8 protein-coding genes are annotated in these 12,368 nt (G+C 41.4%); 3 read left to right on the forward strand and 5 right to left on the reverse strand.

Going from position 1 to position 12,368, the window contains the following annotated elements; all coding sequences use genetic code 11:
• Positions 1-39: 39 nt before the first annotated feature.
• From AC6I5C_RS10650 to AC6I5C_RS10665, 4 genes are all read right to left on the reverse strand, one after another.
• Complete coding sequence (locus AC6I5C_RS10650) at positions 40-1,167, reverse strand: endo-1,4-beta-xylanase (RefSeq protein WP_497905145.1); 1,128 nt, start codon at positions 1,165-1,167, stop codon at positions 40-42.
• 100 nt (positions 1,168-1,267) lie between these two features.
• On the reverse strand, positions 1,268-2,434 hold the full coding sequence (uxuA, locus tag AC6I5C_RS10655; protein ID WP_497905207.1) for a mannonate dehydratase: 1,167 nt from the start codon (positions 2,432-2,434) through the stop codon (positions 1,268-1,270).
• Positions 2,435-2,454: 20 nt separating this feature from the next.
• Positions 2,455-3,189 carry an SDR family NAD(P)-dependent oxidoreductase gene (locus AC6I5C_RS10660; protein ID WP_497905146.1) on the reverse strand — a complete coding sequence of 245 codons (735 nt, stop codon included), beginning with the start codon at positions 3,187-3,189 and terminating at the stop codon, positions 2,455-2,457.
• A 31-nt stretch (positions 3,190-3,220) separates the two neighbouring features.
• Positions 3,221-5,374: an alpha-glucuronidase family glycosyl hydrolase gene (locus tag AC6I5C_RS10665; protein WP_497905147.1), complete on the reverse strand. Its 2,154-nt coding sequence runs from the start codon at positions 5,372-5,374 to the stop codon at positions 3,221-3,223.
• 223 nt (positions 5,375-5,597) lie between these two features.
• Between AC6I5C_RS10665 and AC6I5C_RS10670 the strand changes: the two genes are divergently transcribed.
• Entirely contained in the window at positions 5,598-7,835 is a 2,238-nt protein-coding gene (locus AC6I5C_RS10670; protein ID WP_497905148.1) for a glycoside hydrolase family 3 C-terminal domain-containing protein, read from the forward strand.
• Between the two features lie 25 nt (positions 7,836-7,860).
• Here the strand turns inward: AC6I5C_RS10670 and AC6I5C_RS10675 are convergent, their stop codons facing one another.
• The gene (locus AC6I5C_RS10675) at positions 7,861-8,889 is read right to left on the reverse strand and encodes a LacI family DNA-binding transcriptional regulator (protein WP_053975459.1); all 1,029 of its coding nucleotides are present in this window, start codon (positions 8,887-8,889) and stop codon (positions 7,861-7,863) included.
• Between the two features lie 186 nt (positions 8,890-9,075).
• Here AC6I5C_RS10675 and AC6I5C_RS10680 point away from each other — a divergent pair, with 186 nt between their 5' ends.
• Positions 9,076-10,803 carry a glycoside hydrolase family 43 protein gene (locus tag AC6I5C_RS10680; RefSeq protein WP_497905149.1) on the forward strand — a complete coding sequence of 576 codons (1,728 nt, stop codon included), beginning with the start codon at positions 9,076-9,078 and terminating at the stop codon, positions 10,801-10,803.
• 27 nt (positions 10,804-10,830) lie between these two features.
• Positions 10,831-12,321: a xylulokinase gene (locus tag AC6I5C_RS10685; RefSeq protein ID WP_497905150.1), complete on the forward strand. Its 1,491-nt coding sequence runs from the start codon at positions 10,831-10,833 to the stop codon at positions 12,319-12,321.
• The last annotated feature ends 47 nt before the right edge of the window (positions 12,322-12,368 follow it).

Consider the following 12,368-nt stretch of genomic DNA (forward strand, 5'->3'; position numbering starts at 1 on the left):
CCTGCAATACTTGCAGGCTTTTTTAATACTAAGTTTTTTTTACGGAACGTTCGTTCCGTTTAAACCATCTTTAAAACCGTCATAGGCTGGTTTTGGCTCAAAGTCGGCATCATACATCAAGGGCCATTCGGTACCATTGTCGTACAACCAACTGTCAACATCCCTTACGCCCCAAACCGTGATTCCAAATTGCTGGTTGGTAGGAACTATAGTCTTATAGTAATAGGACACGCGTTGGTATTGATCAGATTGAAGAGCTGCTCTTTCCGCTGTTAATTCTGTAAGGTCATCGGCATAATTCACTTTAACATCCAATTCCGAAACATGAACTAAAAGCCCAGTGTTGGCAATTTCCTGAATAGCCAATGGCAGGTCGCTGGTAGGCCAATCGTGGTTGAGGTGCATTTGCATCCCAATACCATCAATAGGAGTGCCGTTGTTTTGGAATTCGCTCACCATGTTCAGGATGGCTGCTCTTTTGGCAGGAGTTCCAGCAATGTTATAATCGTTGTAAAACAATTTTACATCAGGGTCGGCTTCTCTAGCCCATTGGAAGGCTTTGGCTATATAATCATCTCCAATACGCTGTTGAAATAGGGTGGAGCGTAAAGCACCGCCATCGTAACCTTCGTTTACCACATCCCAACTTTGTACGATAGGATTGCCATCATCATCCAAAGCATCGGCAAAATGGGCTACGGCGGCCTGAATGTAATCTTTTACAAGAGTTTCAAATTCGGCATCGGTTCCAGAGAAATTTTCCAACCAATTGGGGATGGCATATTCTGGATGCCAAAGCAAGGTATGACCATGAACCCGTAAATCGTTTTCTTTCGCATAGGCTACAATAGCGTCTCCATCACTCCAATCGTAGCTGTTGGGACCCATATACATATTGTACATCTTCATGTCATTGCCTGCCGTGATGCTGTTATAATCGTTAAGCAATACCTCCTTAAAGGCGGTATTGGTTGCTGAACTAGAAGCAAGTTCGGCCGCTGATACTGTATTTCCTATTGGAAAATTTACCTGGTCTTTTAAATAGTCCGGAGTACTAGGGTTTGGGTTGGGGGTGGAAGGACCGCCTACAATAGGACTGTTCCCACCATCATCGCTACTACAGGAAACGATGAGCACACAGATAAGGAGTTTGAAAATCTTCTTCATCTATATTTTTTTTTAAGTTTTGCCTACTTCAAAATTTAAATGGTGGTTCGGCATATTCCCATTGTGCTTTTTTGTAACAGTAACGCACTTCTGTTATATTTTAAGTATTAAACATTTTATGGATGATACCAAGTTCCAAGCCACGCAATTCTGCTAATCCTTTTAACCTGCCTACTAATGAATAGCCGGGGTATTGTTCTTTTCCTTCTTCAATAGAATGTAAAAAGCCATGGTCTGGCCGCATGGGGAGACTGGTTTGTCGTTCTTGCATTAGAATTATGAGACGTTCCATAATTTGTGCAATTGGATTGTTTCCGTAAAGGTGTTCGGATTCCCTAAAGATACCTTCTTTTTCCCTGGTAACATTGCGCAAATGCAAGAAATGGATGCGATCTCCAAAATCGTCTATCATTTGAAGCAAATCGTTGTCTGGATGGGCTCCAAAGGACCCCGTGCAATAACAAAGACCATTCGCTTTAAGAGGCACCGCCTCAAAAATGGCTTGCACATCTTTGGAAGTACACATCACCCTTGGCAATCCCAAAACTGAAAATGGCGGGTCGTCTGGATGGATGGCTAGTTTCAAATCCAAGGACTCAGCCACGGGAGCTACTTCTTTAAGGAAATGGATGAGGTTATTTCGTAATGCATCGTCATCAATCCCTTTGTAATTATCCAGAAGGGACAGGATTTCTTCTGCTGTAAAATTCTTTTTGCTTCCTGGAAGCCCCAAAAGCACGTTTCTGAACAAGGTTGCTTTGTCTTCTTGTGAAAGCTGTTCCCCGTAGGCTAAGGCATCGGCTTTTTGTACTTCGGTATAGTCGTCTTTTGCTCCAGGGCGTTTCAATAGAAACACATCAAAATAGATGAAAGCTTTGGGATTGTACAATAAAGCTTTTGTGCCATCGGGATTTGTAAAGCTGTGATGTGTTCTCACCCAATCTAAAATTGGCATGAAATTGTAGGTGATAACTTTAATGCCGCACTGTGCAATATTTTTAAGACTTTCTTTATAGTTTTCAATATAGGTTTGATAGTTGCCCGCACGACGTTTGATGTCCTCGTGTACGGGAAGACTCTCTATGACGGTCCATTCCAGTCCTGCGTTCGCAATGATTTGTTGGTGTTTTTGGATGTCCTCAATTTCCCAAACGTCCCCCACTGGAATATGGTGCAGAGCACTTACAATCCCTGTGATGCCACATTCCTTAAGATCCTTAAGGCTAATGGTATCATTAGGTCCAAACCATCGCATTGTTTGTTGCATTTGTATCATGGCCTTTCCAATTAAAATCCAATACTGTTACCACCATCTACAGGAAGTACTGTTCCTGTAACAAAGCTGGCTTCATTTAAGGCTAAAAAGTACACGGCATCCGCAATGTTGGAAGGTTCTCCCAAAATTCCCATAGGTGTTCTACCCAATACCTTGTTTTTGCGTTCTGGATCATCGTCAAAAGCTTTGGCTGACATTTTGGTTTTAATAAAACCAGGGGCAATACAGTTAACCCGAATGCCATATTGGGCCAAATCCACAGCCATGGATCTGGTCATGGCTTCTATGGCTCCTTTACTGGCCGTATAGGCAATTACTTTTGGAATCCCATATTGAGATGCCATGGAGCTGATATTGATAATGCTTCCGCCTTGGTGCTGTTTCATAATTTTAACCACCTCTCTGCTCACGGCAAATGCACTCAATACATTGGTGTGAATGATGTTTGCAAATTCTTCATCCGAGACGTCTTCAAAAGGTTTTTTGAGGTTGATTCCTGCATTATTGACCAAAATGTCTATATTTTCATCACCCGCTATATCCTGAATCATGTCTGGAATACCCTCCAAATTATTCAAGTCAAAGATGACTGGTACGGCATTGGGTCCTATTTCCTTACAGGCATTGTTGGTTTTGTCTTCCGAGCGTCCTATGATGTAGGTAACAATCCCGTTGTCGCATAGTTTTTTTGCGGTGGCATAACCCAAACCTGAATTTCCTCCTGTTACAATTGCTATTTTACTCATGTGTTCTTCTTGTCATTTAAACGTTTAAACGTTACCATTGTGGCCGTATGCCCGGGGCATATGGAAATTGTAAATTTTGATAATATTGTAATGTGTGTGTTGGAGCTTCAACTCCTTTTGGAAACTCCATTTTTGAAAATTGTTGAAAATACAACAGGCAGGCATCCCGCCACCATCTGGCTTCCTTGTATTGTATGTTCAATAGCATTTTTACTTCGTTGAAGCGTTGTGTGTCAACCTCGTTTTCGAATAGGTTCCAAGTGGTTTGCATTTGCGCTACTTCGTTGACGCCTTCCTGGTATTTAAGGGCTAAACCATCCCAAAGGGTATGACCGTTTTTTAGTTTGTAGGTCCATGGTACATGGTGGAACCATAGCAAATCCTCTTCGGGGCAGGTTTCTAAATTATTGAACATGGCCGCCACCTCAGGTGCATACTGTGCTGTAGCATTGCTTCCAGTAGGTGTGCGGTCAAAACCAACACCATTGCTGTCCGCCTTATGGTAATAAACGGGGTTCCATTCAGGTCTGGAGAGGTCGCTTACCCATGGTCCGGGTCCATAGTGATGACCGGTAGCCATGATATGATGAAGGCCTAAAGGCGTCATATAATCTACCACAGCTTTGCGTGATTCTATCATCATGTTTGATACCTTTTCTACGAATGGTTCTTTGTTCGAAAAGGTCATTTTTACCCATTCCTTGGCAATGTCTTCAGAATTTAAATACGGATCCCATGCCAAGCGGCCAAAACCATACCAATTGGCCTGTAGAAAATGGTGACCGGTCCAGTTACGGTCGGTTCCAATATTGGAAACTCCGGCAACCCCGGTAATTTTTTTGTTGTGCAGGCTGCCATCAATCACTTTTGCAACGGTAGACCCCTTTCCTTTTCGGTAGGTGTCTGCTTCAAAGACCTCTTCAAATAATTTGGGTTGATAGACTAGATGGGTAGCGCCACCCATATATTCTTGGGTGATTTGAAATTCAATCATCAGATTGGTATTGGGCATGGCACCAAACATGGGGTGGAAGGGCTCCCTAGGCTGAAAGTCGATAGGGCCATTTTTCACCTGAATGATAACATTTTCCTTGAATTGCCCATCATGGGGTACAAACTCATTATAAGCTTGTTTGGCCCTGTCGGTAGCATCGTGTTCCGAATACACAAAGGCACGCCACATCACAACACCATTGAAAGGCGCTAAAGCTTCTGCCATCATGTTTGCACCATCCACATGGTTCCGACCATAGTTTTGAGGACCTGGTTGTCCTTCGGAATTGGCTTTCACTAAGAAGCCTCCAAAATCGGGGATATAGGTGTAAATTTCTTCTACCTTATTTTTCCACCAAGTTTTGACATTTGCATCGAGAGGATCAGCAGTTTTAAGTCCTCCTATTTCAATGGGGGCAGAGAATCTCGCCGTCAAATATACCTTTAGGCCGTATGGACGGAAAATATCCGCCAAGGCTTTCACTTTTTCCAGATATGTAGGTGTAAGCACCAAGGCATTGGAATTGACATTGGTGAGCACTGTGCCATTGATACCTATAGAGGCATTGGCCCTTGCGTAATCTTCGTATCGAGGATCTTTATATTCTGGCAATTGGTGCCAGTTCCAAAGTGAAAACCCAGCATAACCACGTTCAACAGTTCGGTCCAAATTATCCCAATGGTTTAAAATCCGGATGTCTATTTTAGGACTGTCAGTTATATTTAGGTTTTCAACTGATTGATGGGTTTGGAGCCTTTTTAAAAAGTTAAAGGTTCCATATAAAACGCCTATATCGGTTTTTGCCGTTATTACGATGGAATTGGAAATTGATTTTATCACATAGCCTTCTTTGTTGAGGTATTCCAACTCTTTTGAAAGCTGATGGGCTATGTCTTTTGGTAAGTTGCTATAGGAGCCAATAACAAGCCTATATTTTCCATTTAGTTTTTCGGAATCCATTCCCAATAAGCCAGAAATTCCCTGTTGGATTTCCCTGCTGGCTTTCTCCATGGTTTCAGAGTTTCCGTAAAATTGAATCCCTCCAAGTAATGATTGGTATTCTTTTAAAAGCGCGCTATCTGAAATCGTCTTATAGTCCAACCACAGTTTATAGCCATCGGTTGCGTAGGTCGCACTTTGGAAGAGCAAAATGAGACTAAAAGAGAAAAGCCATTTTAAGCATCTAGGCATAGGAACAAGAATTATTTTACACCCCATTTTTAAGACCCTAAAACCTTTAAAAATGGAATTAAGTGTAAAATAAACAAAAATAATTCTATTGTCAAAACAATAAATGCAATCGTTTGCATTTATTGTTTTTTTAAATGATATTTGATTTTATTATCAATTTCATAATATTATGTGGTTTTCATTTCATAGGCAGAAATCCCTTTCTACTTTATTAGGTTTTGCAATGGTTCTCTTACTAGTTGTTGCGTGCCAAAAGAATGCAAGTTCAAAAGACTCCTCAAATTCTTCAGAAGATATTGCTTTAGCAGAATCCCACCAAGAATTTGATTTTCCGTTTTATAATCCGTCTTTATCTTTGGAAGAGCGGGTACAGGATTTGATTTCGAGATTGACATTGGAAGAGAAGGCCGACCAAATGATGCACAACACCAATGCCATCGAACGATTGGGCATACCGCCATACAGTTGGTGGAATGAGGCATTGCATGGCGTGGGACGTTCTGGAGTAGCCACAGTATTTCCGCAGGCTATCGGGTTGGGAGCAACCTTTGATGAGGAACTGGCCTTAAGGGTTTCCTCGGCCATTTCCGATGAAGCCAGAGCCATGCATAACGCAGCTAAAGCTAAAGGGTATTATAAGCGTTACAGCGGATTGACCTTTTGGACGCCCAATATCAATATTTTCAGAGACCCTAGATGGGGCAGGGGGCAGGAGACCTATGGAGAAGATCCTTATTTGACGTCTCGTTTAGGGACTGCTTTTGTAAAGGGACTTCAAGGAGAAGATCCCAATTATTTAAAAACGGCTGCATGTGCCAAACATTATGCTGTACATAGTGGACCGGAAAAGTTGCGTCATGAGTTTGATGCAGAAGCCAATCCAAAGGATTTGTGGGAAACTTATTTGCCTGCTTTTGAGGCCTTGGTACAGGCCGATGTGGAATCTGTGATGTGTGCCTATAACAGTACCAATGGAGCTCCTTGCTGTGCCAATACCTACTTGATCTCGGATGTGCTTTTAAACAAATGGGGATTTAAGGGGCATGTGTTGAGTGATTGTTGGGCCATCGTTGATTTTTACACACCATCTGATAAAGGAGGTCATGGCACTGTGGAAACAGCTGCTCAAGCTTCAGCTTTGGCAGTAAAAAATAGAGTGAGTTTAAATTGTGGCAGTACCTATTTGGAAGGTATTCCTGAAGCAGTAAAACAAGGGCTTTTAACGGAAGCTGAAGTAGACAGGGAATTGGCTACTTTGTTGAAAACTCGATTTAAATTGGGGCTTTTTGATCCGCTAGGGAGTCATCATTATGATGATATTCCAATAGATGTTGTGGATAGTGATGAGCATCGTGCTTTGGCGAGGGAAGTGGCCCAAAAGGGGATTGTCATGCTGAAGAACAATGGCGCTTTGCCCTTAAAGAATGACTTGGCGCGTTATTTTGTAACGGGGCCCAATGCTGCCAATTCTGATATTTTATTAGGGAATTACTTTGGTGTGAATCCAAAATTGGTCACCGTTTTGGAAGGCATTGCGGGAGCAGTGGATCATGCCAGCCAGTTGCAGTACAGAATGGGAATTATGTTGGATCGGCCCAATTCCAATCCACAAGATTGGACTACTCCAAATGCTGGGAAAAGTGATGCTACCATTGCGGTTTTAGGGATTTCAGGACTTTTGGAAGGAGAGGAAGGAGAGTCTATAGCTTCAGCCACTCTTGGCGACCGTTTTGAATATGGTTTGCCGGAAAACCAATTGGAGTTTTTGAGAAAATTACGAAAGGAAGCAGGAGAGCGCCCTATCATCACGGTGGTTACCGGCGGTAGTCCCATTGACTTGGCTGAAGTAGAAGCTTTGTCGGATGCGGTGTTGTTTGTATGGTATCCGGGGGAAGAAGGCGGCAATGCCATTACGGATATTATCTTCGGAAAGGTGTCGCCTTCGGGACGTTTACCAATTACTTTCCCGAAATCGTACGAACAGCTGCCTGCCTATGAAGATTATACCATGAAAGGGCGCACCTATAAATACATGGAAAAAGAACCTTTGTATCCCTTCGGTTTTGGGTTGTCCTATACTTCATTTACTTATGGCAGTCCAAAGTTGTCTTCAAAAATCATTACTTCCAATGATACCGTAACTGTGTCGGTTGAGGTTACTAATTCAGGTAAGGTAGATTCCGATGAAGTCGTACAATTATATTTGGCCGATATGGAAGCGAGCTTTGAAGTACCCAATTTTCAGTTACAAGGGGTAAAGAGAAGTCATTTTAAGGCAGGAGAAAGCAAAACAATAACTTTTGAACTAGAACCCAAAGCCTTTGAAATGGTAAACGACAAAGGGGAACGCCTTATAGAACCGGGGACCTTTAAAATCTATATTGGAGGTTCAAGCCCTATGAAGAGGAGTACTGTTTTGGGTGCTCCCAAAATGGCAGAAACCACTGTAGAAGTTCGATAATCCAAAAACGGAAAAATGACTTTTTTTAATGACGTTTGGATGATTGTCTAACCACTACTTCGGTATTTAGGAAGGTGATTTCTGTAATGTCATCGTCCAAAGCATTTTTGAGATGTTTCACTATTTTTTCTGCTGAGGTTTGTCCCATTTTAAATGCGGGATGCGTTACGGTTGACAATCCAGGATCGATGATGGATGCAATAGGGTCGTCATTAAACCCTATTACCGCCAATTCTTCAGGAACCTTCACATTAAGTCGTTTGGCTATTTGAATGGCGCTCACCCCTGTAGTATCGTTTGAAGAGAAGATGCCATCTGGCGGATTATCCATTGTAAGCAATTTTTTTGTGGCCTTTTCCCCTTCCTCATAACTTAAAGTGCTGAATGGGATGATAAGGTCTTCATTCACTTCTAAATTATAATCCTTGAGAGCATCCATGTAGCCTCGTTTTCGCTCGCTATAAATATTCATGTATTGTGACCCCGCAAAGTGGGCAATACGTTTACAACCTTGTTCAATTAAGTGTTTTGTGGCCTTGTAGGCTGCCGAGTAATTGTCAATCATCACTCTGTAGGTTTCAATGTCCTTAGGCACACGATCCACAAACACGATGGGGATATTTTTATCCAAAAACTGTTTAAAATGGGAGGTATCCCTAGTTTCCATGGCCAAGGAACAAATGACTCCACTTACCCTACTGTTATATAGGGCCTGGGCCATGTTGATTTCATTTTCATAGGAATCGTTGGACTGGGTGATAATCACATTGAATCCAGACTTTTGGGCTCGTTCTTCAATACCACTAATCAGGGCTGAAATAAAAGGACGGTTGATTCTTGAAATAAGAACACCGATAGTATAGGTCTTGTTGTTTCGTAAACTGGCTGCAATGATGTTGGGGGAATAGCCCATTTCCTGAGCCGCTTGTTTTACTTTTGCAATGGTTTTTTTACTAATGCTATGATGGTTTTTTAAGGCTCTGGAAATCGTGGAAGTTGATAAATTGAGGGCCTTGGCAATATCATAGATGGTAATGTCCTTTTTTTGTGTCATGGGTGAGGTTTGTGCGTATCTACAAAAATAATCTTTTTTAACAAATTACCGATTGTTGAATTTTTTTGGCTTAAAAATTAGTAATACTAAAATTAGATGGATAAAAATTATTTAATTGTTAATTTTTATGTAAAACTTTTGTAAATTGTCAAGAAATAATTTTTGCTCACATCCTTGATTCGGGTTATGAAAGTTTTAAAAAATCAATTTATTCTTTTTGTGGCGCTAATAAGTTTGGGTTTGGTATTGGTTTCCAATGCCAAATTTTTTTCCAATTTAAAGCAACCGATTGCGTATAATGAAGAAGTCGCCTTTGATTGGTTTGAATATCAAGGACAGGATGCCATGTTTGATAGTAACATTCCAACACAAAATGAATATGTAAATCCAATATTGGCAGGGTTTTATCCAGACCCTAGTATTTGTAGGGCAGAAAACGCTTATTATTTAGTGACTTCGTCATTTTCCTATTTTCCTGGATTGCCCATTTTTAAGAGTAGTGATTTGGTTAATTGGAAGCATATTGGCCATGTCATTACTAGAAAATCACAAGCAGATTTTAACGGGGGAGCGTCCAGAGGGCTTTTTGCACCTACTATTAGATACCACCAAGAAACTTTTTTTGTGATATGCACTAATGTAAGTTCCAAAGGGAATTTTATCGTGACCAGTACAAACCCGGAAGAAGGTTGGTCCGAACCCATTTGGTTGCCCGAAATAGACGGTATAGATCCAGACCTGTTTTTTGACGACGATGGTAAAGTCTACATTACCCATAATGGTCCACCTCCAGGGAATATTTCCAAACACAAAGGGCATAGAGCCATTTATACCTGGGAATACGATTTGAAAAGGCAGAAGGTAATTTCTGATCAAAAATTATTGGTTGATGGAGGTACTGACATGGCCAAGGAGCCAGTCTGGATTGAGGCTCCACATATTTTCAAAAAGGATGACTACTATTATTTGTTTTGTGCAGAAGGGGGAACGGGCTATAACCATTCCGAAGTGGTGTTTAGAAGCAAGCATATTTACGGGCCATATACCAGTAATCAAAACAACCCGATATTGACCCAAAGGCATTTGTCTAAAGAGCGTTCCAACCAAATTACCACAACAGGTCATGCCGATTTTGTGGAATTGCCCAATGGAGATTGGTGGGGCGTATATCTGGGATGTCGGCCTTACGGTGACGACTTTTATAACACAGGAAGGGAAACCTTTATGCTACCCTTGAAATGGAAGGCCAACAGTTGGCCTGTTTTTGAACAGGGCAATGAACCGCATCCACTAATACATAGAAGACCCGAATTAGCGTTAAATACAGAACAGATTCCTCCAACCACCGGAAACTTTGTGTCTAGAGATGACTTTACGTCAAAGACATTAGGGGGGATTTGGAATTTCCTTAGAACACCCAATTCGCAATGGTACACTTTGGAAAATGGTCAATTACTGGTAACGCCACAAGATGAAAACATGCATGAGGAAACCAAGTTTTCCTTTATTGGGAGACGGCAACAGCATGCCAGTTTTGAGGTGGCTACCAAATTTTCCTTTGTGCCTTCTCAATCAACAGGTGCTGCTGGATTGGTGGCCTTTCAAAATGAAAAGCATTATTTATTTATAGGTAAACGTTTGACTGATCAGGGAAACTCAGAGGTATTCTTAGAGCAAAGTTTTGGCGATTCGTTAGAGATTTTGGTTTCCAAAGCTTTGGAGGAACACAGTCAAAATCTTTGGGTGAAAATTGTAGGACGAACTAAATATTATGATTTCTATTATAAACAACATAAAGATGAGGATTGGCGCTTGCTGAAAGCAAATGTGGATGCCTCATTATTGAGTACTAAAGTAGCCAAGGGATTTGTAGGGAGCATGTTGGCAATGTACGCTTCCAGCAATCATTTTTGAAAACCACTGTTATTAACTAATCACAAGATGTATTATATAGGATACGATTTAGGTAATTCATCAATAAAAGCCGCATTGGTGAATGCCGCTTCTGGCAAGGTTTTGGGACTAGCTCAATACCCAGACAAGGAGATGGAAATCATGTCTTCCAGAGCGGGGTGGGCTGAACAGGACCCTAATCTTTGGTGGGAATATCTGGGTATCTTGACACAAAAATTAATCAAGGACACAGGTGTTGCCAAAGCTAGAATAAAGGGAGTGGGCATTGCTTATCAAATGCACGGTTTGGTTTTGGTGGATAAGGATTTCGAGGTTTTACGACCTTCCATTATTTGGTGTGATAGTAGGGCTGCTGTGATTGGAAATAAGGTGTTTCAAGATCTGGGAGAAGAAAAGTGCATGACGCATCTTTTGAATTCTCCAGGGAATTTCACCTTATCCAAACTCAAATGGGTGAAGGACAATGAACCTTCGCTTTATGAAAAAGTTCATAAGTTTTTATTGCCCGGCGATTTTATTGCCCTCAAATTAACAGGAGAAGCTACTACCACCATTTCTGGACTTTCCGAAGGGATTATGTGGGATTTCAAGACCAATACCCCTGCGAATTGGTTGTTTGATTATATGGGAATTGATACTGGTTTGATTCCTAACATGGTGCCTACTTTTTCTGTTCAGGGATCCGTGACCAAATCGGCGGCAAAGCTTACAGGGTTGCCTAGTGGCATTCCAGTGCTATATCGTGCAGGCGACCAACCCAACAATGCTTTGTCTTTAAATGTCTTGAGACCTGGTGAAATTGCCGCTACCGGAGGCACTTCGGGAGTCGTGTATGCTGTAACTGACAATAAAAGCACTCAAGAAAGTCTTCGTATCAACAATTTTGCTCATGTAAATTATACCAAGGAACAATCTATTATTGGCAAACTTCTCAATATAAATGGCGCAGGGATTCAATACAGTTGGATGAAGGAACATGTGCTGAAAGGTGAAAACTATGAACAGATGAACGCCATGGCGGCAAACGTTCCTATTGGATCTGATGGTTTGCGGGTTATTCCATTTGGAAATGGTGTAGAGCGCATGATGAACAACAGTAATGACGGCGCGGCCATATTCAACCTAAATTTTAATAAACATCATTCTGAGCATCTTTTTAGGGCTGCTTTGGAGGGCATTGCCTTTTCGTTTGTGTACGGAGTCAATATTATGAAAGGAGATGGTGTAAAGGTGTCCAATATTAGGGCAGGCAACGACAACCTATTCCGATCTGGAATATTCGCAACCACTTTGGCAACCCTTATTGATTCCGAAATAGACATTTTGGATACTACAGGGGCCATTGGAGCTGCAAGGGCGGCAGGAGTAAGTATGGGTGATTTTAAAAGTTTGGAAGACGTTTTTTCTGATAATGAAAAAGTCTGCACTTATGGTCCTGTTAAAGATAAAGGCCCATATACAGAGGCGTTTCAATTATGGGAGCTGGATTTGAGGCGAAGGTATTTAAGCAATTTGTAAGCTAATATTCATAAAATTTAAACATCATAATCTTGACTAAATATAAC

This window comes from Mangrovimonas sp. sgz306409 (assembly GCF_059735265.1).

What these genes read in the sequence shown, in the direction of transcription:
- AC6I5C_RS10675 (WP_053975459.1), bottom strand. Translation starts at nt 8,889, where the DNA reads ATGACACAAAAAAAGGACATTACCATCTATGATATTGCCAAGGCCCTC.
- AC6I5C_RS10670 (WP_497905148.1), top strand. Translation starts at nt 5,598, where the DNA reads ATGGTTCTCTTACTAGTTGTTGCGTGCCAAAAGAATGCAAGTTCAAAA.
- AC6I5C_RS10685 (WP_497905150.1), top strand. Translation starts at nt 10,831, where the DNA reads ATGTATTATATAGGATACGATTTAGGTAATTCATCAATAAAAGCCGCA.
- AC6I5C_RS10680 (WP_497905149.1), top strand. Translation starts at nt 9,076, where the DNA reads ATGAAAGTTTTAAAAAATCAATTTATTCTTTTTGTGGCGCTAATAAGT.
- AC6I5C_RS10660 (WP_497905146.1), bottom strand. Translation starts at nt 3,189, where the DNA reads ATGAGTAAAATAGCAATTGTAACAGGAGGAAATTCAGGTTTGGGTTAT.
- AC6I5C_RS10650 (WP_497905145.1), bottom strand. Translation starts at nt 1,167, where the DNA reads ATGAAGAAGATTTTCAAACTCCTTATCTGTGTGCTCATCGTTTCCTGT.
- uxuA (WP_497905207.1), bottom strand. Translation starts at nt 2,434, where the DNA reads ATGCAACAAACAATGCGATGGTTTGGACCTAATGATACCATTAGCCTT.
- AC6I5C_RS10665 (WP_497905147.1), bottom strand. Translation starts at nt 5,374, where the DNA reads ATGCCTAGATGCTTAAAATGGCTTTTCTCTTTTAGTCTCATTTTGCTC.